This is a genomic window from Pseudomonas sp. R3-57 (assembly GCF_051132065.1).
GTDB lineage: Bacteria > Pseudomonadota > Gammaproteobacteria > Pseudomonadales > Pseudomonadaceae > Aquipseudomonas.
The window spans coordinates 3,914,418-3,937,086 of the sequence record NZ_CP071655.1 but is presented as its reverse complement, the minus strand read 5'-3'; the positions used below and the strand labels follow the sequence as shown (position 1 = coordinate 3,937,086).

Sequence of the window (22,669 nt, the reverse complement as noted above, 5' to 3'; positions counted from 1 at the left end):
TTGATGAGTAATGATGTATGCCCGCAAATGTAGTGGTAATTGGCAGCCTGAATATGGATCTGGTGACCCGCGCGCCTCGGCTGCCCGTCGGCGGTGAAACCCTGATCGGCCATTCGTTTGCCACGGTGTCCGGCGGCAAGGGCGCCAATCAGGCAGTGGCTGCTGCACGGCTCGGCGCGCAGGTGGCGATGGTCGGCTGTGTCGGCAACGACGATTACGGTGTGCAGTTGCGTGATGCGCTGCTGGCCGAGCAGATCGACTGCCAGGCCGTGAGTAGTGTTGACGGTTCCAGCGGAGTGGCGCTGATTGTGGTCGATGACAACAGCCAGAACGCCATCGTCATCGTCGCCGGTGCCAACGGTGCCATGACGCCAGCCGTTATCGACCGGTTTGACGCGGTGCTGCAAGCGGCAGACGTGATTATCTGCCAACTGGAAATTCCGGACGCCACCGTAGGGCATGCGCTCAAGCGCGCACGCGCCCTCGGCAAGATTGTCATCCTCAATCCGGCGCCAGCCAGTCGTCCGCTGCCGGCAGACTGGTTTGCGGCAATCGATTACCTGATTCCGAACGAGAGCGAGGCGGCCGCACTGAGCGGCATGCCGGTGGACTCGCTGCAGGCCGCAGAAAGTGCGGCCACCCGGTTGATCGCCATGGGCGCCGGCAAGGTCATCGTCACACTCGGGGCGCAGGGTTCGCTGTTTGCCAATGGTCAGGGCTTCGAGCATTTCCCTGCGCCGAAAGTGCAGGCTGTCGATACCACGGCGGCGGGGGACACGTTTGTCGGTGGTTTCGCCGCGGCACTGGCGAATGGCCAATCCGAAGCTTCAGCCATTCGCTACGGACAGATCGCCGCCGCGCTGTCAGTCACCCGCGCGGGCGCGCAACCGTCCATTCCTACTTTGTCCGACGTAAAGGCTTTTGTACCGGTATGAAAAAAACACCTTTGCTCAACATCGCATTGTCGCGACTGATCGCATCGCTCGGCCATGGCGACATGGTGGTGATTGGCGATGCCGGGCTGCCCGTGCCGCCGGGTGTCGAGCTGATCGACCTGGCACTGACCCACGGCGTGCCGGATTTCATCAGCACCCTCAACGTGGTGCTCAGCGAGATGCAGGTGGAAAGCCACGCAATCGCCAAGGAAATCTTCGATAAACAACCGAGCGCCTTGAGTGCGCTCGAAACGTTGAACGAGGAGGGGGCTCTGGGCCGTCGCGATCTGCTCGGTCATGAGCAATTCAAGGTACTCAGCCGACAGGCGCGAGCGATTGTTCGTACGGGCGAATGCCAGCCGTACTGCAACATCGTGCTGGTCGCGGGAGTTACATTCTGATTTTTTGATTTCATCTGCACAAGGAATGCGCCATGCAACGTTATGCTCAGAAACTGCACCAATTGCTCCGGAGTCTGCTGCTTTTGTCCGTTATCACTGCCACCGGCGCCCAGGCGGCGGAGAAAATCGATCTGATCATCGACACCGATCCCGGCGCTGACGACGTGGTCGCCTTGCTGTTCGCGCTGGCCTCGCCGGACGAGCTGCATATCCGCGCGCTGACCACCGTGGCCGGCAACGTGCGTCTGGACAAAACCTCGCGCAATGCCCGACTGGCTCGCGAATGGGCAGGGCGCGAAGATGTACCGGTGTACGCCGGTGCGCCGAAGCCGCTGATGCGCACGCCGATCTATGCCGAAAACATCCATGGCAAGGAAGGCCTGTCGGGCGTCACTGTACACGAGCCGAAAAAGGGCCTGGCTGAAGGCAATGCGGTCAACTACCTGATCGACACCCTGAAAAAGGCCAAGCCGCACAGCATCACCATCGCCATGCTCGGTCCGCAGACCAACCTCGCGCTGGCGCTGATCCAGGAGCCGGAGATCGTTCAGGGCATCAAGGAAGTAGTGATCATGGGCGGCGCGCATTTCAATGGCGGCAACATCACGCCTGTAGCCGAATTCAACCTGTTCGCTGACCCGCAAGCGGCGGAAGTGGTGCTCAAAAGCGGGGTGAAGCTGACGTATCTGCCGCTGGACGTGACCCACAAGATCCTCACCAGTGACGCCCGCCTGAAGCAGATCGCTGCGCTCAATAACAATGCGAGCAAGATCGTCGGCGACATCCTTAACGAATACATCAAAGGCGATATGGAGCACTACGGCATTCCGGGTGGCCCGGTGCATGACGCCACCGTCGTCGCGTATCTGCTCAAGCCCGAGCTGTTCACCGGCCGCGCGGTCAACGTGGTGGTCGACAGTCGTGAAGGTCCGACGTTTGGTCAGACCATTGTCGATTGGTACGACGGCCTGAAGGCGCCGAAGAATGCATTCTGGGTCGAGAATGGCGATGCCCAGGGTTTCTTCGATCTGCTGACCGAGCGTCTCAAGCGCTTGAAATAAACGACCCGCCCGCAGGTGCCAGTCTGCGGGTTTTTTTATCCTTTCTCAGTCAGTTCCTGCGCGGTGACCTCGACAGGGTAGCGCTCGAACACTTGCTTGATGAATTGCTGGGCTGCTTCGGTGCCCAGCGCCTTGACCAGCAGATCAATGCCAATCAACGCAAGCTCCTCGGCGGTGCCCGGGCTGTAAGAGCTGTGTCCGTCTGCCCATTTGGCTTTGATGTCGGCGTCGATGTTGATGGTGTTCATGGGGCGCTCGAAGAGTGGATAGTCCGAACGTCGAGTTAACCATTTTGTCGTGCGCTTGGCACTGCGACTTAGGCATGAGCGGGGCGCTATGCGACACTTGGTCTTTTCCAGCGATCCAGAGGCTGTGCTGTGCAAATCGATTTGAATACTCCCGGCGGCCTGACGGTAGAGGCTGTGCGCCAGTTGTTGGCCTCGGCCAGTGATGACGTGCACACCCAATTGCGCGTGACCAAGGGCGGTATCGCCTACCTGTCGACGGTCACGGGTGGTCAGGATGTCGACGGTCTGCTGTTTCGCCTCGAGACGTGGGCGAAGGGGTCCGGTTATGTCGGCAATGTGGCGGCCAGCGATGAGGTCTGGGTCATGCAGATCTACAACGCGCTCAAGGACAACTGGCCGAATCCGCCTTATGACTACATCGACGTCTATTAAGCGTCGTTAATATTCAGTCACGATTGCGGGCTGAGAATGCTGGTGCGCTCAGGCACACTCGGCGTTTTTCCGATTGTGCGGCCAGGGTGACGGCTTCGCTTGCGAAACCAAACGCCGGATTGGCGGTCGCACGATCTCAGCTTAACCATTTTGAAATCAAGGAGGCTTCATGCCTTTGAAGTTCGCGACACTGGGTGCACTCATCGCCGCTGCGCTGTTGGCCGGTTGCAGCACGAGCTCCAGCGAGTCGGCAAAGGATAGTGTGGCGACCGACACCGGTCACAGCCGCTGTGAAGCAACGGCAGCGCAGTTTACCGTCGGCAAGAAGGCTTCGCCGGAGCTCCTGGAGCAGGCGCGCGCCAAGGCCGGTGCGCAAAATGCGCGGTTCCTCAAGCCGACCGACATGATCACCCTGGAATACCGTTCCGATCGGCTGAATCTCAACACCGACAACAATCTGGTAGTTACCCGCGTCAACTGCGGCTGATCGCAAACCACTTTGTTGCTGCCACAAAAAACCCCGTCACATGGACGGGGTTTTTTTAGTGCGCCGGGAAATTACTCTGGGCGAACTTGTGCAGCTTGCATACCCTTTTGGCCTTTCTCAGCCACGAAAGAGACGGTCTGGCCTTCTTTCAGGCTTTTGAAACCGTCGGATTCGATAGCTTTGAAGTGTACGAACAGGTCGTCACCGCCACCTTGAGGAGTGATGAAGCCGAAGCCTTTTTCATCGTTGAACCATTTAACGGTGCCGGTTTGGCGATTAGACATGGTGTATCTCCAAGAAACATATATTTTCAGTAGTACTGTGCTGCTCAGGCCAACTGGGCACACCCGGGTATCATAGTCGAAATGTTCGCTTTGGGAGCCCCCCGGACGTGCTGTTTGCCAATCAGTCGTGTTTTCTTTACCACCTGTTTCTGCTGAAAGCCCCGGTTTGAAAGGCTTGCAGCGAAAGGTAAAGACGATAAAAAAACCTGTAAAACCTGCATAAATCGTCTGAAAAGCTTCATTTCCAGCACTTTTTTCCAGCTTTCAGCCGATCAGAAAGCGCGGTTTTCTCATTTTTTCGCTGGTGGATTTGCCTTGCATTTGGCGATCTGGCCGAGGGCTTTCTGTTGCAGTTCAGGGGTGGCCTTGTTGTCCATCAATGACTGAATATCACTGGCCGGATAAGACTTGATGGCATCAGCGCCACAGGCGCAATGGGATTTGGCTGCAGCAGCGCCAATTTGCGGCATCGCCGCCTGGGTGCACTGCGCCATGTATTTTTCACGCTCGCCCTTCGGCCAGTCGGCGTGAGCGCTCAGCGGCAGCAGCAGAGCAAGAGGGGCGACGACGGCGAATAAGGTGTTCAGACGCATGCGAGGATGCTCCTTGTGGGTCAATGTCTTGTTATCTGAGGGCTGAAGGGCCGATCTAGTTCAGCACTCTGGCACAAAAACGGACGGTTTGCCTTCTGCCAAATCAGCACGTAAGCGACCGCTCATCTGTGCTAGGATGCCGGTCTCATGCGTTTTCAGGCGCCGACGACCTTCAGTCCCGGCCGCGGTCAGCGTGCGAATATTCTGATTTGAATCCCAGTCACTCTGGTTCGGTTTTCCGGTTGGCCGCAAGGCTCCTGCCGCTGTAAGGCAGGCGTTCGTCATTGAATGGCCTGGACCGGATCTTGTACTGGCTCATCCCAACCCACGTGACCTTTGGTAGGGGTCACCACTAGGAGAGGAGGCGCCATGCCAACTATTACTCTTCCCGACGGCAGTCAACGTTCATTCGATCACCCGGTTTCCGTAGCCGAGGTCGCCGCATCCATTGGTGCCGGTCTGGCCAAGGCGACCCTGGCCGGCAAGGTCAATGGGCAACTGGTCGACGCCAGCGACCTCATCAGCAGCGACGCGACCCTGCAAATCATCACGCCAAAGGATGAAGAGGGGCTGGAGATCATTCGCCACTCTTGCGCGCACCTGGTTGGCCATGCGGTCAAGCAGCTGTACCCGACCGCAAAAATGGTCATCGGGCCGGTCATCGACGAAGGCTTCTATTACGACATCGCCTTCGAGCGTCCTTTTACTCCGGACGACATGGCCGCCATCGAACAGCGCATGCAGCAGCTGATCGAGAAAGATTACGACGTGATCAAGAAAGTCACTCCGCGCGCCGAAGTGATCGAAGTGTTCAAGGCCCGCGGCGAAGACTACAAGCTGCGCCTGGTCGAGGACATGCCGAATGAGCAGGCCATGGGCCTGTACTATCACGAAGAATACGTCGACATGTGCCGCGGTCCGCACGTGCCGAACACGCGTTTCCTGAAATCCTTCAAGCTGACCAAGCTGTCCGGTGCCTATTGGCGCGGCGACGCCAAGAACGAGCAATTGCAGCGCGTTTACGGCACTGCCTGGGCCGACAAGAAGCAACTGGCGGCTTACATTCAGCGCATCGAAGAAGCCGAAAAGCGTGATCACCGCAAGATCGGCAAGCGTCTGGGCCTGTTCCACACCCAGGAAGAAGCGCCCGGCATGGTCTTCTGGCATCCGAACGGCTGGACTTTGTATCAGGTACTTGAGCAGTACATGCGCAAGGTACAGCGCGACAACGGCTACCTTGAGATCAAAACGCCGCAAGTCGTTGACCGCAGCCTGTGGGAGAAATCCGGACACTGGGCCAACTACGCCGACAACATGTTCACCACCGAGTCGGAAAGCCGCGACTACGCAATCAAGCCGATGAACTGCCCGTGCCACGTGCAGGTTTTCAATCAGGGTCTGAAGAGCTACCGCGAACTGCCGATGCGTCTGGCCGAATTCGGTGCCTGCCACCGCAACGAGCCATCGGGTGCGCTGCACGGCATCATGCGTGTGCGTGCGTTCACTCAGGATGACGCCCACATTTTCTGCACCGAAGAGCAGATGCAGGCTGAGTCCGCCGCGTTCATCAAACTGACCATGGACGTTTATCGCGACTTCGGCTTCACCGACGTCGAGATGAAGCTGTCCACTCGTCCGGAAAAACGCGTCGGTTCCGACGAGCTGTGGGATCGCGCTGAAGCCGCACTGGCTGCAGCCCTCGATTCTGCGGGCCTGCCGTACGATCTGCAGCCGGGCGAGGGCGCGTTCTACGGTCCGAAGATCGAGTTCTCGCTAAAAGATTGCCTCGGTCGCGTCTGGCAATGTGGTACCTTGCAGCTCGATTTTAACCTGCCTGTCCGTTTGGGCGCTGAATACGTCTCCGAAGACAACAGCCGCAAACACCCGGTGATGCTGCACCGCGCGATCCTCGGTTCCTTCGAGCGTTTCGTCGGGATTCTGATCGAGCACTACGAAGGTGCGTTCCCTGCCTGGCTGGCGCCAACGCAGGCGGTGATCATGAATATCACTGATAAACAGGCAGATTTTGTTGCAGAGGTTGAAAAAACTCTCAACGAAAGCGGATTTCGTGCCAAGTCCGACTTGAGAAATGAAAAGATCGGCTTTAAAATCCGCGAGCATACTTTGCTCAAGGTTCCCTATCTTTTGGTTATCGGAGATAAGGAAGTCGAGATGCAGACTGTCGCTGTGCGTACTCGTGAAGGTGCTGACCTGGGCTCGATGCCCGTCGCCCGGTTCGCTGAGTTTCTCGCGCAAGCGGTTTCCCGGCGTGGTCGCCCAGATTCGGAGTAATTATTATTAAGCGTGAAATGAGACAAGATAAACGAGCTGCACCGAAAGCCCCGATCAACGAGAATATCTCGGCACGCGAGGTTCGGTTAATTGGCGCTGATGGCGAGCAGATTGGCATCGTCTCGATTGATGAAGCGCTTCGTATCGCTGAAGAAGCAAAGCTTGATCTGGTGGAAATCTCCGCAGACGCAGTCCCGCCGGTTTGCCGGGTGATGGACTACGGCAAATCGATCTTCGAAAAGAAGAAGCAGATTGCCGCGGCGAAGAAGAACCAGAAGCAGATTCAGGTTAAAGAAATCAAGTTTCGTCCAGGGACGGAGGAAGGGGATTACCAGGTAAAACTGCGCAACCTGGTACGTTTCCTGAGTGACGGGGACAGGGCCAAGGTATCCTTGCGATTCCGCGGCCGTGAGATGGCCCACCAGGAGCTGGGGATGGAACTCCTCAAGCGGGTTGAACAAGACCTGCTCGAGTACGGTTCGGTCGAACAGCATCCTAAGATGGAAGGACGCCAGCTGATCATGGTCATCGCCCCGAAAAAGAAGAAGTAATCAACAGGGCACGGCAGGCCTTCTGATTATGTTTATCAACTGAATGCGGAGTATCCGAACATGCCAAAAATGAAAACCAAAAGTGGTGCTGCCAAGCGGTTTCTGAAAACTGCTAACGGCATCAAGCACAAGCACGCTTTCAAGAGCCACATCCTGACTAAAATGTCGACCAAGCGTAAGCGTCAACTGCGCGGTAGCAGCTTGCTGCATCCGTCTGACGTGGCAAAAGTCGAGCGCATGCTGCGCCTTCGTTAATTTAGTCAAGAATAGAGGAAGTAACTCATGGCTCGTGTAAAGCGTGGCGTCATTGCCCGTAAGCGTCACAAAAAAATTCTGAAACTTGCTAAAGGCTACTACGGCGCACGCTCCCGCGTATTCCGTGTTGCCAAGCAAGCGGTAATCAAGGCAGGCCAGTACGCCTACCGTGACCGTCGTCAGAAAAAACGTCAGTTCCGCGCTCTGTGGATCGCTCGTATCAACGCTGGTGCTCGTGTTAACGGTCTGTCCTACAGCCGTTTCATCGCTGGCCTGAAAAAAGCGTCCATCGAGATCGACCGTAAGGTTCTGGCTGATCTGGCAGTGAACGAAAAAGCGGCGTTTGCTGCGATTGTCGAGAAAGCTAAAGCCACCTTGGCTTAAGTACCCCCGACAGTCACCCGGCCTCACCTTTGTGGGGTCAGGTGTTAAACGTCATAAATAGGGGAAGAGCCTTCAAGCTCTTCCCCTATTTTGTATCTGGAGTCTGTACATGGAAAACCTGGATGCGCTGGTCGCTCAAGCACTAGAGGCTGTGCAAAGCGCTGAAGATATCAATGCCCTGGAGCAAATCCGGGTTCAATACCTTGGCAAAAAGGGCGAATTGACTCAGGTGATGAAGACCCTGGGGAATCTGCCGGCAGAAGAGCGTCCGCAAGTCGGCGCCCTGATCAACGTTGCCAAGGAGCGTGTTACAGGCGTTCTCAATGCGCGCATGGCTCTGTTTGAAGAAGCCGAACTGGCTGCCAAACTGTCCGCCGAATCCATCGACGTGACATTGCCGGGGCGTGGCCAGACCTCCGGTGGTCTGCATCCGGTGACTCGCACGCTGGAGCGTGTCGAGCAGTTCTTCACCCGTATCGGCTACGGCATCGCCGAAGGCCCCGAGGTCGAAGACGACTATCACAACTTCGAAGCGCTCAACATCCCAGGCCACCACCCGGCCCGGTCGATGCATGACACCTTCTATTTCAATGCCAACATGCTGCTGCGCACCCATACCTCGCCGGTACAGGTCCGCACCATGGAATCGAAGCAGCCGCCAATCCGCATCGTCTGCCCGGGCCGTGTGTATCGCAGCGACTCTGATATCACCCACTCGCCGATGTTCCACCAGGTCGAAGGCCTGCTGGTCGATCGCGACATCAATTTTGCCGATCTCAAAGGCACCATCGAAGAATTCCTGCGGGTGTTCTTCGAGAAAGAGCTGGCCGTACGTTTCCGTCCTTCGTACTTCCCGTTCACCGAGCCATCCGCTGAAGTCGACATGGAATGCGTGATGTGCAGCGGTAAAGGCTGCCGCGTCTGCAAGCAGACCGGCTGGCTGGAAGTGATGGGCTGCGGCATGGTTCACCCGAACGTGCTGCGCATGTCCGGCATCGATCCGGAAGAGTTCTCCGGCTTTGCTTTCGGCATGGGCGTCGAGCGTCTGGCCATGCTCCGTTACGGCGTGAACGACTTGCGTCTGTTCTTCGACAACGACTTGCGGTTCCTCGCGCAATTTCGCTAGTCGTAACGAATTCTTAGGAGAGCAGGATGAAATTCAGTGAACAATGGCTGCGTGGCTGGGTTAGCCCGCAGGTAGATCGCGACGAGCTGGTTGCCCGTCTGTCGATGGCCGGTCTGGAGGTCGACAGCGTGACCCCGGCCGCCGGTGTATTCAGCGGTGTGGTGGTCGGTGAGGTGCTGAGCACCGAGCAGCACCCTGACGCCGACAAATTGCGTGTGTGCCAGGTCAGCAATGGCGCGGAAACCTTCCAGGTCGTATGCGGTGCGCCGAACGTGCGTCCGGGCCTGAAGATTCCGTTCGCCATGATTGGCGCCGAGCTGCCGGGTGATTTCAAGATCAAGAAAGCCAAGCTGCGCGGCGTCGAGTCCAACGGCATGCTGTGCTCGCAAGCCGAGCTGCAGATTGGCGAAGGCAACGACGGTCTGATGGAGCTGCCGGCCGATGCGCCGGTGGGCGAAGATTTCCGGGTTTACCTGGACCTGGAAGACGTGAGCATCGAGGTCGACCTGACCCCGAACCGTGGCGACTGCCTGTCGCTGGCCGGTCTGGCCCGTGAGGTCGGTGCGCTGTACGCCGCGCCGGTAACGCGTCCGGTAGTAGCCGCCGTTCCTGCCACACATAACGAAGTCCGCTCGGTCGAAGTACTGGCGCCCGCCGCATGCCCGCGTTATCTGGGTCGTGTGATCCGTAACGTCGACCTGTCCAAGCCGACACCGCTGTGGATGGTTGAGCGCCTGCGTCGCGCCGACGTGCGCAGCATCGACGCTGCCGTCGACATCACCAACTACGTGATGCTTGAGCTGGGTCAGCCGCTGCACGCATTCGATCTCGCCGAAATCAATGGCGGTATCCGCGTGCGCATGGCGGTAGAGGGTGAGAAGCTGGTGCTGCTCGACGGTCAGGAAGTCAGCCTGCGTAGCGATACGCTGGTGATCGCTGACCATAGCCGTGCGCTGGCTATTGCCGGTGTGATGGGCGGTGAGCACAGCGGTGTTTCCTCTACTACACGCGACGTTTTTCTGGAAAGTGCTTTCTTCGACCAGATCGCTGTTGCAGGCAAAGCTCGTTCCTACGGCCTGCACACCGACGCCTCGCACCGCTACGAGCGTGGCGTTGACTGGCAACTGGCCCGTGAAGCCATGGAGCGCGCCACTGGCCTGCTGCTGGACATTACCGGTGGCGAAGCCGGCCCGATCATCGAGACCGTCAGCGAGCAGCACCTGCCGTCGATCGCTCCGATCACCCTGCGTTCCCAGCGCATCGCGCAAATGCTCGGCATGGAAATGGATTCGGCTCAGGTCGAAAGCCTGCTCAGCGGGCTGGGTCTGAAGATTACCGCCGATGGGGCAGGGCAGTGGCGCGTTGAAGTGCCAAGCCATCGCTTCGATATCAGCCTGGAAGTCGATCTGATCGAAGAGCTGGCCCGTCTTTACGGCTACAACCGTCTGCCGGTTCGTTACCCGCAAGCACGTCTGGCACCGCAAGCCAAGGCAGAAGCGCGTAGCGATCTGCCGGAGCTGCGTCGTCTGCTGGTTGCTCGTGGCTATCAGGAAGCGATCACGTACAGCTTCATCGATCCGCGTCAGTTCGAACTGTTCAATCCGGGCGTTGAGCCTTTGTTGCTGGCCAATCCGATTTCCAATGACATGGCCGCCATGCGTTCGTCGCTGTGGCCGGGCCTGGTCAAAGCGCTGCAGCACAACCTCAATCGTCAACAGGATCGCGTGCGCCTGTTCGAAAGCGGTCTGCGTTTCGTTGGTCAACTCGACGGTCTGAAGCAAGAGCCGATGTTGTCGGGTGTCGTTTGTGGCAGCCGCCTGCCGGAAGGCTGGGCACAGGGTCGCGATACCGTGGATTTCTTCGACGTCAAGGCTGACGTGGAAGCGGTGCTGGGCTTCGCCGGTGCGCTGGACTCGTTCACCTTTGCTCCGGGCAAACACCCGGCGCTGCACCCGGGCCAAACCGCGCGCATCGAACGTGAAGGCCGTGAGGTCGGTTTCATCGGTGCGATTCACCCAGAATTGTCGAAAGCGCTAGGCCTGGATCGTCCGGTCTTCGTTTTCGAGCTGGTTCTGGCTGAAGTGGCACTCGGTAAAATGCCGAAATTCCACGAGTTGTCGCGCTTTCCTGAAGTGCGCCGTGACCTTGCACTGATCGCACATAAAGACGTCGCCGCCTCGGCTGTACTGGACGTAATCCGTGAAAATGCAGGCGAATGGCTCACAGATCTCAGGCTGTTTGACGTGTATCAGGGTAAAGGCATTGATCCTGATAGAAAAAGCCTCGCCGTTGGCTTGACCTGGCAGCATCCATCGCGCACTCTTAATGACGATGAGGTGAATTCGACGACGCAAAATATCCTCACCTCGCTCGAACAAAGGTTGAACGCCACGTTAAGGAAGTGACGTATGGGGGCTTTGACGAAAGCTGAGATGGCGGAACGTCTGTATGAAGAGCTGGGCCTGAACAAGCGGGAAGCCAAGGAATTGGTAGAACTGTTTTTCGAGGAAATCAGGCACGCTCTTGAAGACAACGAGCAGGTCAAATTGTCCGGTTTCGGCAATTTCGACCTTCGGGACAAACGCCAGCGGCCTGGCCGCAACCCGAAAACGGGGGAAGAAATCCCGATCACGGCTCGCCGTGTGGTCACCTTTCGTCCAGGGCAGAAGTTGAAGGCCCGAGTTGAGGCTTATGCTGGAACCAAGTCATAACGACGAACTACCCGTCATCCCGGGCAAACGCTACTTCACCATTGGTGAAGTCAGCGAGCTGTGTGCCGTAAAGCCACACGTGCTGCGCTACTGGGAGCAGGAGTTTCCTCAGCTCAACCCCGTCAAACGCCGCGGAAACCGCCGGTATTATCAGCGCCAGGACGTGCTGATGATCCGGCAGATCCGCGCGCTCCTTTACGATCAGGGTTTCACCATCGGCGGCGCACGCCTGCGTCTGTCCGGCGACGAAGCCAAAGACGACACAACCCAGTACAAGCAGATGATCCGGCAGATGATTGCCGAGCTGGAAGACGTACTGGTAGTACTCAAGAAATAAAAAAGCAGCGTTTGAATACTTCCAGTTTTCAAACGCTTGCGCTATATTCTTGAGTGTTCTTCGAGGTGAAGAACGAGATACAACATCAGTCGGGGCGTAGCGCAGTCCGGTAGCGCACTAGCATGGGGTGCTAGGGGTCGAGTGTTCGAATCACTCCGTCCCGACCATTATTCCTGGTTAGAATCAGACACTTAAGCCGATCAGATGGATCGGCTTTTTTGTGCCTGCGCAAAACCCGCGCAAAACTTGCGCAAAACTACCCGGTGATTTCGCTGATATTCAGATCAGGAATTGCCTCTGACCAGACGATCTCGGCATGGTCCTTCTGGTAGTTCTTCGTCATGGTCTCGCTGGCGTGGCCGGCGATCTTCTGACCGTCCTTCCCGGCTTTCTGATACAGGTGCAGCGACAGCGCTCGCACTTCATGGAAGCCCGGCATCTCCTCTTCCTTCCATCCCTTGTAACAACCCGCCGCTTCCCGGGCCTCCTTGAAGGCTCGCGTCAAATATCGTTCTTCGACCTGAGTCCAGTGGTCTTTCGTCTGCGCCTGCTTCTGCTTTTTGCGATCGGGCCGTCGGTGGATCAGGTACGGTGAGACGATGTCATCCCGGCAACGGCTGATGACCGCTTGAAGTTCTTCGGTCACTTTGAACCGGATCCACGCCGCGTCGCTGGCCTTGGCCGTCTTCTGCTGAACCACATACAAAAAACCTTCCCGAACACCGTCGAAACGCATATTCAGGATGTCCGTCCGGCGCTGCGCAGTAATGAGCGCGAGGTCGATTGCATTCTGCAGCCAGAACGGTGACTTCTCCCGGATGGCCTTCAGCCCCTCGACGGTGTGTCGCTTGCGTTGCTTTTTCTCGATTCGGTTGATGGTGCTGGCGGCCGGGTTATCCGGGCACAGGCCCTTGGCCGCTGCGTGGTTGAAGATGTCGATCAGCAGCGCGCGGCATTGGTTGGCAGTGCGCGGGGTGAGGGCGTCTAGCATCTCCGCCAGCATGCGGATCGTGATCTGATCGACGGCTTTGCCTTCGAACTGTTTCCGGAAGCGGCGGAAGTGAACGGCGTAAAGGCCCAAGGTTCCTTTTGCCAGCTCCCTCGGCGGCAGCACGTCGCGTTCGTATGCGTCCAGGAAGCCGGCGAACGATTCCGATGTACTGCCCATGACGGCGCCGACCAGGTCAGCGCCGCGCATGAACTCCAGATTCAATTGCTTAGCGGCATCGATCGCTTTGATCCGGTCGCCGCCGAACTGGAACCATTTACCGTCGGTGGGCCGGCGGTAGCGATAGGTCGAGCGCCGCGGATCGAAGTACAAGTTCTGCGGGAGGCTCTTGTTCGCCTTGTTGCGCGGCCGTGGGACCATCATGCAGCTCCTTTCAATACCATCGCGACCAAGTCATTGCCATCCGACCGGCTGAAGGCTGTCCAGTCAACGTACCAGAGTTTGCCGATTTGCTCGCCGGGCACCTGACCGTTGCGGATGTAGTTGCGGATCGCCTGGGGGCAAGGTGGTGTTCCGTTCTCACCCCAGCGCCGGCGCTGGAATTCACTGATCTTGATCAGCTCTTTTTTCATGTGATGCTCCATGCCGCGCGTGGCGGCAGAAGGTGGTGATGGTTATGCGCTGGCCTTGGCCAAGACTGCGTCGATCCGCTGCACAGTGGCGTGCTGCGCCACCTTTTCGTCTGTGTCGAACCAGTCGGGCGCTCCGGCCTTGAGTGCCACGGCGAGTACTTGGCGCGCCTCAACGAGCGCGGCGGTCATTTCTTCGTGCAGTCCGCGCTCCTCACGGCCGATATCCCAGAAGCGCTGGGCCCAGTGTCCGGTCGGCGGCGGATTCCTGTTCTGTGCTCCTTGTGCCAAGGCGCCGACGACGCAGTCCAGCAGGTCGCGCTTGTAGGCGTTGTCCCCGTCGATGCTCAGGCCGCGTCGACGCAGGGTTGAAACGACCTCGTCGAGAGAGGCAGAAGGATCTTTGAGCACGATGTCCGACTCGGGCTTTTCTGGGGTGTGAATGACCAAGCAAATTTTTGCATCGGCCGGGAGGCGCCGGGCGATCTTCTCGAGCGCTTCGCTTGCTGCTTCGTGAAATCGAATCAATGCGGTCATGACATAGCTCCGCCCGCCGTACACCGGCAGGCTGTTGAGTTGGGGGAGGGGTTGCATCGGGAACGTCTCAGGCGGCGATGCGCGGTACCAGAATGCCGAGATCAGCCAAACTTTGAAGCGCGATCGCACATTCATCGCCGAAAGCAAACATGGCGCTGCCAGCACCAGAACGGCCTTTCTTGTGGCTGTTTTCGTGTCCCGGCACGAATGCGATCCGACCTCTGATCAGCAGGGTTGCCGAGGCGGTGGCCATTGCTTCCTGGAACCATTCGGCGTCCGTTCGGCTGAACACCAGAGCAATACCGTCGCCGTGAGCGATCAGGCGCCGCATCCAGAAGCCGGTGTCGGGGCCGTATGGGGGATTCATCCAGACGCGGCCGGCCCATTCTTTCGAGAGACCGTCATCGAAGATCGTGTATTTCGTTTTTGCAGGTACAGCCGTCACATAGTCGTGCGGGCTGGAGGGGTCGAGTTCAAACTGCAGGCCGAGCCGCTCGAAGATCCACGCTGGCGTGTACCACTCGACGCTCTTGTGTTTGGGCTGCGCTGCGCGGGCGCCGATCATTCCGCTCATCACCGCGGCCCCTTGTAGCAATACACGTAGGCGAACCAGGCGAGGGCGATCATGGCGTCACCTCTCGATCGCCGAATAACCGCATCAGCTCTTCCTCGAGCTGGCCGACCAATACCTCGTAATCGCTGAGCCTGATCGTGCGCATGCGATTTTGTTCTCGGTCGAACCCGGCCGGCACGCCGCGATCTGCCCACCAGTTACGCGCGAAGTGGAACATCTCGGTGGCTGCCGGGGCTTTGAACTCGTAAGCGTTCCCCGGCCGACCATTCCATTGCAGGCATCCCGTGCCCACCAAGGACTTGATGCGTCTCGCAAGCTGCCCTTTGCTCAGTTCGATTCCAAGGCCACCGCGGCTGATCATGCTCAGGTACTGCGCATGATGGCGGTCGATATCGCGATCACCGGTTAGCCCTTTGCCGCCACCGATATAATTGACGATAACGCCCTTCGCGGTTCGTTTTACCTGGGCTCGCCAGATGGCGCGCAGGATTTCTGAGTCGGTTACTTTCATCCGATCACCGCCTTTATGGTCAGTACCAATGGAAGCCAGAAGAAGAGGGTGCGGCCGAGTAAGCACTTGATGATCATGGCTGCGCTTCCTTGATGTGGGAGTCGACCCATTTGCGCATTCGCTGCCAGCGCCGCTCCGGTGTTTCGCGAATGAACTTGTAGCGGCCGTCGGCTTGCAGCTCATACTCACCGTCGCGTTCGTCGTTCTCGAAAACAATCTCCGCAGCCATGGCCTCGGCGATTCCGAAGGCATGCGAAACGCTTTCTCGGCAATGCGAGTCGACGCCCGCCATGTCGAGACCGCGCTTGGCACCGAGCACGCCGAGAGTGCAGAACTGGCCGTCGGACTCGAGCGTGTCTGTGACCAGTCGCTTGTCCGGCATCGCATCCATTGCGTCCCGCAGTTCGATCAGAAACGCCTGGCCGCGCTTCCCGCTCAGCGCCGCCTTCACGGCGCCACGCCAGCGGATCAGGTCCCATCCGCCGCAATCGTCGCTGTATCCGCTGCGGCTCATGGCGTCACCTCACGGCGTGCCCACCAGCAGACCGGGCCGTTGTCGGTGTCGTGTATCGACAGGCAGAACCAGCCTTCGCCGTCGGGTTTATCCGGATCCCAGTAGCTGCAATCCGAATCGCCTGCGTCGAAGTAGCGGTCGGATATCGCTTGGTCGCTGTGGTACTCGAGCTCGACCATCTTCACTTGCAGGCCTTGATCGGCGATCCAGGCTTTGCATTTCTCGCCGTCGCCCTCATCAAAATCAGGCAAGTCGGGGTGTTGGAACATGCCGTCTTCGTCTCGCACGACGGGTGCCGGCTGAATCAGTTTTATCGTTTCCATGGGCGAGCTCGTCCTTGCCGCTATAGCGGCTGACTTTGAAGGGGGAGGGGTTACTGGTATTTGGTGCTGATGCGTTCGGCGATGTCTTCGAGCTTTTCCGCCATGTACTGCATGTCATTGTTGTCACGGCGAGAAACAACCTTGCAGCGGTGGACGTTCCGGCCTTCGAGGATCTTCGCGGCCAGCAGGATCAGCCAGGCTTCGAACTTGCGGCGGATGAAGCGCTTCATTCCTGCGGTACCGGGTGGCTCGCGTTCCAGCGCTCGAAGGCTTCTTGCGTGGTGGCAGCTTCGATCTTCTCGTCGCACTGGTTGCACGCCGCCACACCGCCGGCCGCGCCGACATCGCGGTGACCTTGCTTGCATGGGTTCATATGCCAGTCATCATCCATGCCGGATTCCGGCTCAGGATATTCAGGGCGAGCAGGCGGATAAGCTGGTGCCTTCATCGCTTGATCGATGGCAGCGCGAAGGTCCTCGTTGTAGTTCTCGCCGATGACGCGCTCGAACGGCTTATCCATCCAGTGGCCGACGACCTCGATGTTGAAGCTGCTGTCGCCGGCGTCGCCGTTCGGGCTGCTGTTGAAGCGGACGTCCCAGCAATTAGAATCCAGCGCGTCCAGCCGGGCCTTGTCTTGTTCCAGCTCATCAATCCGCTGATCCGCTGCGTTCAGGCGCTGCTGCAGGGCGTCACGCTCTGCTTTCATCACGTTGAACTCTTCCTGAGCATGATCAACGATCACCTGCGCTTCATGCTTGTCGATCCAGTCGCCGATATCAGGCGTCTTCACGACGCGGCGCCCGTCGGGCGACAGCAGGAATGCATAGCTTTGGACTGCGCAGATTTTGTCCCAGAACTCATACCCTTCACGCGTTTGTATGTTGCGCATCATGCAATCTCCATCGATACCAGATCATGGGCATTCACAACCTTCATGCCGAGCTCGCGGGCAATGTGCACTTCGAGCCGGGCGCCTTTCGAGTTCTCCCAGCCGGGCAGCACCGCCACTTGCCCGCAGAGACCGAGGCGGGTCAGGTCGTAGGCCATGTAGTCGGCCCAGTCGGCACCGTCGACGACGCCGTGTTCTGCCGGATTCTCGACGACGTAGCCACGGGCGCGCAGCTCGGCGGCCATCTTGTTGAAGGCGGGGAAATTGAAGTCTTCGAAGCCAGTCATCGGGCCGGCCAGGTACAGGCGGTTGGCGCGGTCGGCGTGAAGCGTTACCCCTGACCCCGCTGGCGCCGGCGATAGTTCGTGCCAGGTGTCGACCTCGAACTCTGCCGGGCGAAGGCCAAGGCGCCTGCCATCTGGCAGCACAGCCGCCACCGCGCCGTGGCTGTTGGTCCATACGGGAAAGATTTCACCTTCAGGGCAGATCGGGCCATCACCCCGCAAGAGTGCGGACCCAATTCCCGGCATCGGATCAGCCACGGCGGTCGTGAACATCTTCACCGTGCGCGGCACGCGGTCGCCGAACGGGTAGCTTTTGCTGCGCTTGTGCAGGGCCGGGCAATCGATAATGTTTTCTGTGGGCATGGGGCGTCCTATGCCGGGGCATGCCCGGGCGGTGGAGGGTGGTGGGGGGTGGTGGGGAGGAGCGGAAATCTGCGCCGTCGAACGCTGGCGAACGCGCTTGTTTAGGCGATGGGCATATAGGTTCGTTGCCGGTATCATCCGCGCCAAAAGGGAGGCAGTGATGGACTACACGAAAAGACTAAGTAGGGTAATTTTCAGCTTTTGGTTTCTGTTGACTTTGGTAGCTCTGGCAACCGTGTACGCCGCTTTTTTTGCGTACCGCCTCCAATTCGGAGGCGGCTTTTCAACGGTGTCCGGTGATTGGTCGGCGTTCGGCAGTTATATGGGAGGCGTATTAGGGCCGATGATCTCCTTTCTAACGCTGGCAGCCGTACTTAAAACGGTGTACTTGCAGAGGGAGTTATTGGAGACTCAAAAGCAGGAATTCATCAATTTGAGTCAGCAGCAGATGGAATCCCTTCAGCGCCAAGATCAGCAGTTGCACCTTACTAGAGAGGAGTCAGAAAGAGCCCTGGTTCAAAATTATCTGGCTAATCAGTTCAAGCTCATTGACATTCTGTTGGCGAATCAGCAGCGGCAAGCTGAGGCGATGTCTGATGCAGCGCTAAAGATTGTAGAACTCGATAATGGATCGCTGGCAGATAGAATTAAAGCCGCTGAGCCCGCAATGAAAGAGAAAGACAAAGCCATCAACAACAGCAAAAACCTCATTAGTTTATCAATAGAGCTTTCAGTTTCGGAGTTCGAAAGCACCAAAGAAATTCTCGCAATTGTAGGCCCCCGTCTTCTAAAAATTATCGATCCTCAGCCAGATCAAAGTGGCGCCCATCCAGCGGAGAGCGTTAAAGAAATGCCCCCTCAGAATAGGTGAGCAGGCAGTCGATTACTCGCAAAGACCGTACGCGGATGAACAACTGTTTTGACTGTCGGTGCGAGCGATCAGGTCGACCATGTCGAACTGGCGGCCGCCGCGGGCGGTGTTGCTCCAGTCGACGATTCGGTCAATGCCGTGCGTGACGGCGCTGACCTTGTCATCCGATCGGACGGTGGGGTCGGTAACGGTGGCGAAGAATGTGGCTGCGCCGCGCTTACTGGCGATGCTCACCAGTCGCTCCCACTCCCGCACTCGGTCAACTTCCTCTGGCCACCTGGCCGCAATCTGCCGCAGTTCGTCCTTCGCGCACATGATGCATGGCATGCACCCAACGCGGTTGCAGCCCTGCAAGTACAGCGGGTTCGGCTTTATGCCGGCGGCGCGGTGAGCCTCGAAGACCGAATCAACCGTCCACTTCAAGATGGGCCGGTAGTTGAACAGACCGCCTCCAACCTCATCGCACTCTGGTAGGTACTTGCGGGCCGGCGATTCATCGGCCCGAACACCCTGCCAGGACAGCAGCATGTTCTCGCCGTCCATGAGTGGCAGGTATACCTGCTCGATGATTGGGTTGCGCTTCAGCTCGTCGGTGCAGAAGCGGGCTTTGGTGCTGGGAAATCGGCCTTTCCACAGGCACAGGTCCAGGAATGGGTTGCCGGTTGGGTGCAGGACTTCCAGAGCTCCAAGCACCACGGATTCCGCCACACCTTTTTCGCGCCATTTCGTTTCGATGAATTTGCGCTTGCCGGCGATCTGCCTGGAGAAGTCTGCCTTCACCCACCGGATGGGAACACCAGTGGCTTCGGCCAGGTAGTGGAGGTAGTCGTACGTTTCCGGATGCTCATGCCCGGTGTCAGCTACCACTGCGCTGAGGTTCGGCGCCTCCAGCTCTCGGGCGACCAGCAGCGTAGCTGTGCTGTCCTTACCGCCGCTCATGCTGACGATGTTGTGAATAGGCATAGGGGATCCTCGCCGGCTGGCGTGATTCGTATAAGTGGGGTATTTGTGTTCGGCCCGTGGCCGGTCAGGCGCGCCGGACTTTGAAGTGAAGCATCGCCTTGATGCTGTGGCAGTAATCCTGAAGCCGCTCGTAGGCCTTGTACTTGGCCTGGCTTCGAGTAGCGGCCCAGACTCTGACCAAATCTTCGCGGGCCTCGCGGCTCCAGTCGAGATCATCCCAGTCATGCTTGAATGGCAGGACCAGCCACTCTTTCAGAGGCAACGTCTCGGCCATTTCGCCGTACTGCATTTCGTGGGTGGGGTGGTAATTGCCGATGCGCTTCTTCGGGTCTTCGTCCAGCACCACGCCGATGTAATGGCCGCGGTCTGCCAGGATGACGCCGGGCTTCCCGTAGGCGATGACGCGACGGCCGACTTCGGCGGGCACCTGATAGTGCTGCCTCACGTATTCGCAGTTGTGGTCCATGGATTATCTCCAGTCAGGCGCCGCCCTCCGTGACCGGTGGTGGCAATTTGGTTTGGGGTGGGGTATTACGGGTGACCGGCATGGGGCCGGCTCAAGGAGGTAGCAGATGTTCGAACCATATGGTCAAGACGGTCCCACCAACGCCTTTCGCTATCGAAATATCCCGGTCAGGTTCACTTATCTTTTAGAAAATGGCGCGGATCATGTGGCCCAGGTCGATATCGACGGGGTTCTTCCGGAGGATACGGAAGAGACGAGATTCCATCGTTTGCGCGGTCCTTGGAAAACACGAGAGGAAGCCTTGGCGGCTGCTCAAGACTGGGCAAAATCCTGGCTAGATATCGTGCTAGGGAAGGGCGCTAAAGAGGGGTAACTACCTCGTCGTCAGGCTCTGGCGGATCGTCGGCCAGCGACTTGATGCCTGCCGCCTCAATCAGTCGCGACACCTTTTCAGTAACAATAAAAGGTGTCGTGACACAACGCAGCATCTTGGCTTGGGCATCGAAGTCAGCGGCGATCAGGTTCATCAGCAGCAGCTGGTAAACCTCCTGCTGGTTGTTGATGCCGTGCGCTGCCATGACCCGCTTGAGGTCTGCCTTGAACACGCCGGCCACTTCAACCGTAAACTTCTCGACGCCCAATGCAGCGTCCTTTGCTGCTGCCTTCTCGCGCTTCCTGCGCTGCTTCTTGGCTTCCTCCGTCAGTTCCTTTTCCTCGGCCATGGCCTACCTCTTGAATTCCGCTGGCCGGCAAGTCCAGCCAGGTCTGTTTGCGGCGCTGCTGCACCTGTCTGCTGATGCGCTTCATTTTTCGGCGAACGTGAATCCGTTCTCCTGGGCGATCAGCTTCACGCGGCTGATGCGCATGTCGAGCGCGGTTGCGGCCATGGACGCGGTCTTGCCGGCTTCGGCCATGGCTTTCACCTTCGGCGCGTCTTTGTCACGCAGGGCCCGCAGCTTCTTGGCGTGAGGCGTGGTACCGAGCACTGGCGCATTGGCGCTGACGCCGGCGGGGATCTGCTTGATGTGTTTGCCGGCGCCGAAGAAATCTTCGAGCGCGCGGTTCAGGTTGGCGGTGATCGCGTCGCGCGGATCAGGCATTGGCTGGCCGATCATTGGACACCTCCCACCGGCCGGTTGGCCTTCTCTTCGAACTGCATTGCGATGTCGTACGCGGCCTTGAAGGTTTCACGGAAGGCGCGAGTCTTGCCGCTGCTCAGGTCGATGACCCGATACATCCCGCCGCTCTCGCCGGACACTTGGAAGCGGACCTTCTTTGGTGGCATGACCAGGTCAACGCGCTTGAAGAACTCGAGCCGCGCGGCGTGGGTTTTCTGGAGCAGCACACCGAGTTCGTCGATGCGCTCTTGAAATGATGGGTGCATGGCTGATGCCTCAGTGTGGGTTGCGTGTATACGTCAGCACTCTGTGCCGCCTGCTGGTTGCCGTTGGGCGCAGGGGAGAGTGCTGACGGATAAAGGCGGGCGTAAAAAAGCCCGAGTCGCCCCGGGCTTTGTCTTCGAGTAGACCTCCCTACGCGAAGAGTGAAACTGCCTCCTGCTGGAGGGCTTTGATCATCGTTTACATGGCTGCCAATCCTCCGTTCCGGGTAAATCGAAGAGGCTGATTTATCGACGCACCCCGCGCCGTCGGTTCCTGACACCGAGCGCCTGATGCAGGTGTCCAGCGTCTGCTGGGTTGGCGTCCGCATCCCGCTGCCCACTCAGTGAATGGGCAGAAGTGATGCCTATTGGATGGCTCTCATCTCGCTACGCAGCACCCAGTTACCGGACGCTTTCACCATGCAGCCTACGAATGGTGCGTACTTGGTTTCGCGATCGGTTTGGTAGCCGTAGTAGGAGCAGACGCCGCGCTTGAAGATGCTGCTGATGAGAAGCCCTGCGACCAAGAGCACCCCAAGGATGATCAAGGCCTGGCGCAGCCGCTTGCTCACGCTTCGATACCGAAGTCTTTCAGGCGCAGGCCGAGCTCATTGCCGATCTCGGCGAGCACCTTCATCTCTTCGGCGCTGATGTTGCCGTCGCCTTCGGCCACCGTGAGCATGTTCACGAAGACTTCTTCGGCGTCCGCCGGGTTGTTTTTGATGTCGCGAATCTCGCGCAGGATGTTCATGCGACCGAGACGGAAACCCGCCTGCAACTGTTCGGTGAACAGGTTGACGGTGCTGGTGATTTCGGAGCCGAAGTGCTCAAGGGCCTTGTTTGCGCGGATCTGGATGTCGATCTGCGCCGCTTCGTTTTTGCTGATCTCGCCATCCGATGCCGCAACCAGTAGGCAGCCGCCGACGATGGCTTGCATCAGGTCACGATTTTCCAGTTTCTTGACTGCGCGCTTGGCGCCGAACAGCTTTTTACCGATACCGAACATGGGTGATTCCTCTGGGGTTGGGTTACATCCCGCTGCACCCTGTCGCCAAGGTGCAGAAGTGATGTTGGCCACCTGATGACCCGCTGCTGGCGGCCGTCATCAGGCCAAATTGATTTTTCTTCCGACCGCGACACCGTCCGCCGGATAACTGATTCGGGGCTTTACGCTGCGCACCCTGGGACAGTTGCCATCCCTCTGAATCGTTTAGGCCGATTCATCGCTGCCTTGTCGTGGCCGGTGGTTATCCGGCGGTGACTTCAATTTAGAAAACTAAACAGAAATCGTCAACTTTTATTTTAGAAAACTTAACTG

General features: G+C 58.3%; 34 protein-coding genes and 1 tRNA gene. 16 read left to right on the top strand and 19 right to left on the bottom strand.

Going from position 1 to position 22,669, the window contains the following annotated elements:
• The first annotated feature begins 17 nt into the window (after positions 1 to 17).
• The 3 genes from rbsK to J3P93_RS17765 are packed head-to-tail and all read left to right on the top strand — an operon-like array spanning position 18 to position 2,397.
• Positions 18 to 935, top strand: coding sequence for a ribokinase (gene rbsK / locus J3P93_RS17775; protein ID WP_434590224.1), 918 nt, complete (start codon positions 18 to 20; stop codon positions 933 to 935).
• Complete coding sequence (rbsD, locus tag J3P93_RS17770; protein WP_206415796.1) at positions 932 to 1,336, top strand: D-ribose pyranase; 405 nt, start codon at positions 932 to 934, stop codon at positions 1,334 to 1,336. Before rbsK ends, rbsD begins: the two co-directional genes overlap by 4 nt.
• A 32-nt stretch (positions 1,337 to 1,368) precedes the next feature.
• Positions 1,369 to 2,397, top strand: a complete 1,029-nt coding sequence (locus J3P93_RS17765; RefSeq protein ID WP_434590220.1) for a nucleoside hydrolase — start codon at positions 1,369 to 1,371, stop codon at positions 2,395 to 2,397.
• Between the two features lie 35 nt (positions 2,398 to 2,432).
• Here the strand turns inward: J3P93_RS17765 and J3P93_RS17760 are convergent, their stop codons facing one another.
• Positions 2,433 to 2,645 carry a hypothetical protein gene (locus tag J3P93_RS17760; protein WP_434590217.1) on the bottom strand — a complete coding sequence of 71 codons (213 nt, stop codon included), beginning with the start codon at positions 2,643 to 2,645 and terminating at the stop codon, positions 2,433 to 2,435.
• 129 nt (positions 2,646 to 2,774) lie between these two features.
• On the opposite strand from J3P93_RS17760, the gene J3P93_RS17755 reads away from it, so the two are divergent.
• Both J3P93_RS17755 and J3P93_RS17750 read left to right on the top strand, forming a co-directional pair.
• Positions 2,775 to 3,077: a hypothetical protein gene (locus tag J3P93_RS17755; protein ID WP_434590214.1), complete on the top strand. Its 303-nt coding sequence runs from the start codon at positions 2,775 to 2,777 to the stop codon at positions 3,075 to 3,077.
• Between the two features lie 169 nt (positions 3,078 to 3,246).
• The gene (locus J3P93_RS17750) at positions 3,247 to 3,564 is read left to right on the top strand and encodes an I78 family peptidase inhibitor (protein WP_434590211.1); all 318 of its coding nucleotides are present in this window, start codon (positions 3,247 to 3,249) and stop codon (positions 3,562 to 3,564) included.
• A gap of 71 nt (positions 3,565 to 3,635) precedes the next feature.
• On the opposite strand, the gene J3P93_RS17745 is transcribed toward J3P93_RS17750, so the two are convergent.
• Both J3P93_RS17745 and J3P93_RS17740 read right to left on the bottom strand, forming a co-directional pair.
• A complete protein-coding gene (locus J3P93_RS17745; protein WP_003179963.1) occupies positions 3,636 to 3,848 on the bottom strand; it encodes a cold-shock protein in 213 nt (70 codons plus the stop codon).
• A 290-nt stretch (positions 3,849 to 4,138) separates the two neighbouring features.
• A complete protein-coding gene (locus J3P93_RS17740; protein WP_434590208.1) occupies positions 4,139 to 4,441 on the bottom strand; it encodes a hypothetical protein in 303 nt (100 codons plus the stop codon).
• 369 nt (positions 4,442 to 4,810) lie between these two features.
• Between J3P93_RS17740 and thrS the strand changes: the two genes are divergently transcribed.
• The 9 genes from thrS to J3P93_RS17695 all read left to right on the top strand — a co-directional run bounded on the left by thrS (position 4,811) and on the right by J3P93_RS17695 (position 12,264).
• Positions 4,811 to 6,733, top strand: a complete 1,923-nt coding sequence (thrS, locus tag J3P93_RS17735; protein WP_203421522.1) for a threonine--tRNA ligase — start codon at positions 4,811 to 4,813, stop codon at positions 6,731 to 6,733.
• Positions 6,733 to 7,284, top strand: a complete 552-nt coding sequence (infC, locus tag J3P93_RS17730; RefSeq protein WP_169432615.1) for a translation initiation factor IF-3 — start codon at positions 6,733 to 6,735, stop codon at positions 7,282 to 7,284. Before thrS ends, infC begins: the two co-directional genes overlap by 1 nt.
• 60 nt (positions 7,285 to 7,344) lie before the next feature.
• On the top strand, positions 7,345 to 7,539 hold the full coding sequence (gene rpmI / locus J3P93_RS17725) for a 50S ribosomal protein L35 (protein WP_002553160.1): 195 nt from the start codon (positions 7,345 to 7,347) through the stop codon (positions 7,537 to 7,539).
• A 27-nt stretch (positions 7,540 to 7,566) separates the two neighbouring features.
• Positions 7,567 to 7,923 carry a 50S ribosomal protein L20 gene (gene rplT / locus J3P93_RS17720; protein ID WP_002553161.1) on the top strand — a complete coding sequence of 119 codons (357 nt, stop codon included), beginning with the start codon at positions 7,567 to 7,569 and terminating at the stop codon, positions 7,921 to 7,923.
• A 109-nt stretch (positions 7,924 to 8,032) separates the two neighbouring features.
• The gene (pheS, locus tag J3P93_RS17715) at positions 8,033 to 9,049 is read left to right on the top strand and encodes a phenylalanine--tRNA ligase subunit alpha (RefSeq protein ID WP_090282682.1); all 1,017 of its coding nucleotides are present in this window, start codon (positions 8,033 to 8,035) and stop codon (positions 9,047 to 9,049) included.
• Positions 9,050 to 9,075: 26 nt separating this feature from the next.
• Positions 9,076 to 11,454 (top strand): phenylalanine--tRNA ligase subunit beta, encoded by a 2,379-nt coding sequence (gene pheT / locus J3P93_RS17710; RefSeq protein ID WP_434590203.1) that lies wholly within the window; start codon positions 9,076 to 9,078, stop codon positions 11,452 to 11,454.
• Between the two features lie 3 nt (positions 11,455 to 11,457).
• Entirely contained in the window at positions 11,458 to 11,760 is a 303-nt protein-coding gene (ihfA, locus tag J3P93_RS17705; protein WP_002553164.1) for an integration host factor subunit alpha, read from the top strand.
• Entirely contained in the window at positions 11,741 to 12,097 is a 357-nt protein-coding gene (locus J3P93_RS17700) for a MerR family transcriptional regulator (protein ID WP_003179985.1), read from the top strand. Before ihfA ends, J3P93_RS17700 begins: the two co-directional genes overlap by 20 nt.
• A 90-nt stretch (positions 12,098 to 12,187) precedes the next feature.
• Positions 12,188 to 12,264 (top strand) — tRNA-Pro (locus J3P93_RS17695).
• Positions 12,265 to 12,353: 89 nt separating this feature from the next.
• Here J3P93_RS17695 and J3P93_RS17690 read toward each other — a convergent pair.
• The 10 genes from J3P93_RS17690 to J3P93_RS17645 all read right to left on the bottom strand — a co-directional run bounded on the left by J3P93_RS17690 (position 12,354) and on the right by J3P93_RS17645 (position 17,670).
• On the bottom strand, positions 12,354 to 13,466 hold the full coding sequence (locus tag J3P93_RS17690) for a tyrosine-type recombinase/integrase (protein ID WP_434598428.1): 1,113 nt from the start codon (positions 13,464 to 13,466) through the stop codon (positions 12,354 to 12,356).
• The gene (locus tag J3P93_RS17685) at positions 13,466 to 13,678 is read right to left on the bottom strand and encodes a hypothetical protein (RefSeq protein WP_083368497.1); all 213 of its coding nucleotides are present in this window, start codon (positions 13,676 to 13,678) and stop codon (positions 13,466 to 13,468) included. The genes J3P93_RS17690 and J3P93_RS17685 overlap by 1 nt, the downstream gene beginning before the upstream one ends.
• Before the next feature lie 42 nt (positions 13,679 to 13,720).
• Positions 13,721 to 14,212, bottom strand: coding sequence for a hypothetical protein (locus tag J3P93_RS17680; RefSeq protein ID WP_434590199.1), 492 nt, complete (start codon positions 14,210 to 14,212; stop codon positions 13,721 to 13,723).
• Between the two features lie 67 nt (positions 14,213 to 14,279).
• Entirely contained in the window at positions 14,280 to 14,786 is a 507-nt protein-coding gene (locus J3P93_RS17675; protein ID WP_434590196.1) for a DNA N-6-adenine-methyltransferase, read from the bottom strand.
• A gap of 49 nt (positions 14,787 to 14,835) precedes the next feature.
• A complete protein-coding gene (locus J3P93_RS17670; protein WP_434590193.1) occupies positions 14,836 to 15,297 on the bottom strand; it encodes a hypothetical protein in 462 nt (153 codons plus the stop codon).
• A 73-nt stretch (positions 15,298 to 15,370) separates the two neighbouring features.
• Entirely contained in the window at positions 15,371 to 15,811 is a 441-nt protein-coding gene (locus J3P93_RS17665; protein ID WP_434590190.1) for a hypothetical protein, read from the bottom strand.
• A complete protein-coding gene (locus J3P93_RS17660; protein ID WP_434590187.1) occupies positions 15,808 to 16,134 on the bottom strand; it encodes a hypothetical protein in 327 nt (108 codons plus the stop codon). The genes J3P93_RS17665 and J3P93_RS17660 overlap by 4 nt, the downstream gene beginning before the upstream one ends.
• Positions 16,135 to 16,184: 50 nt before the next feature.
• On the bottom strand, positions 16,185 to 16,364 hold the full coding sequence (locus J3P93_RS17655; RefSeq protein WP_434590184.1) for a hypothetical protein: 180 nt from the start codon (positions 16,362 to 16,364) through the stop codon (positions 16,185 to 16,187).
• Entirely contained in the window at positions 16,361 to 17,026 is a 666-nt protein-coding gene (locus J3P93_RS17650) for a hypothetical protein (protein WP_434590181.1), read from the bottom strand. Before J3P93_RS17650 ends, J3P93_RS17655 begins: the two co-directional genes overlap by 4 nt.
• Complete coding sequence (locus J3P93_RS17645; protein WP_434590178.1) at positions 17,023 to 17,670, bottom strand: DUF4406 domain-containing protein; 648 nt, start codon at positions 17,668 to 17,670, stop codon at positions 17,023 to 17,025. The genes J3P93_RS17650 and J3P93_RS17645 overlap by 4 nt, the downstream gene beginning before the upstream one ends.
• Positions 17,671 to 17,830: 160 nt before the next feature.
• On the opposite strand from J3P93_RS17645, the gene J3P93_RS17640 reads away from it, so the two are divergent.
• A complete protein-coding gene (locus tag J3P93_RS17640) occupies positions 17,831 to 18,541 on the top strand; it encodes a hypothetical protein (protein ID WP_434590175.1) in 711 nt (236 codons plus the stop codon).
• A 12-nt stretch (positions 18,542 to 18,553) separates the two neighbouring features.
• Here J3P93_RS17640 and J3P93_RS17635 read toward each other — a convergent pair whose 3' ends face one another.
• Together J3P93_RS17635 and J3P93_RS17630 are read right to left on the bottom strand one after the other, a co-directional pair.
• Entirely contained in the window at positions 18,554 to 19,504 is a 951-nt protein-coding gene (locus tag J3P93_RS17635; RefSeq protein ID WP_434590172.1) for a phosphoadenosine phosphosulfate reductase family protein, read from the bottom strand.
• A 64-nt stretch (positions 19,505 to 19,568) separates the two neighbouring features.
• Positions 19,569 to 19,970 carry a hypothetical protein gene (locus J3P93_RS17630; RefSeq protein ID WP_434590169.1) on the bottom strand — a complete coding sequence of 134 codons (402 nt, stop codon included), beginning with the start codon at positions 19,968 to 19,970 and terminating at the stop codon, positions 19,569 to 19,571.
• 106 nt (positions 19,971 to 20,076) lie between these two features.
• Between J3P93_RS17630 and J3P93_RS17625 the strand changes: the two genes are divergently transcribed.
• Positions 20,077 to 20,343, top strand: a complete 267-nt coding sequence (locus tag J3P93_RS17625; protein ID WP_434590166.1) for a hypothetical protein — start codon at positions 20,077 to 20,079, stop codon at positions 20,341 to 20,343.
• Here J3P93_RS17625 and J3P93_RS17620 read toward each other — a convergent pair.
• The 4 genes from J3P93_RS17620 to J3P93_RS17605 all read right to left on the bottom strand — a co-directional run bounded on the left by J3P93_RS17620 (position 20,330) and on the right by J3P93_RS17605 (position 22,357).
• Entirely contained in the window at positions 20,330 to 20,692 is a 363-nt protein-coding gene (locus J3P93_RS17620; protein ID WP_434590163.1) for a hypothetical protein, read from the bottom strand. The genes J3P93_RS17625 and J3P93_RS17620 overlap by 14 nt on opposite strands.
• Positions 20,693 to 20,773: 81 nt before the next feature.
• A complete protein-coding gene (locus J3P93_RS17615; protein WP_434590160.1) occupies positions 20,774 to 21,085 on the bottom strand; it encodes a hypothetical protein in 312 nt (103 codons plus the stop codon).
• A complete protein-coding gene (locus tag J3P93_RS17610) occupies positions 21,082 to 21,354 on the bottom strand; it encodes a hypothetical protein (protein WP_434590157.1) in 273 nt (90 codons plus the stop codon). The genes J3P93_RS17615 and J3P93_RS17610 overlap by 4 nt, the downstream gene beginning before the upstream one ends.
• A gap of 565 nt (positions 21,355 to 21,919) precedes the next feature.
• Positions 21,920 to 22,357, bottom strand: coding sequence for a tellurite resistance TerB family protein (locus J3P93_RS17605; RefSeq protein ID WP_434590154.1), 438 nt, complete (start codon positions 22,355 to 22,357; stop codon positions 21,920 to 21,922).
• Positions 22,358 to 22,669 lie beyond the last annotated feature (312 nt).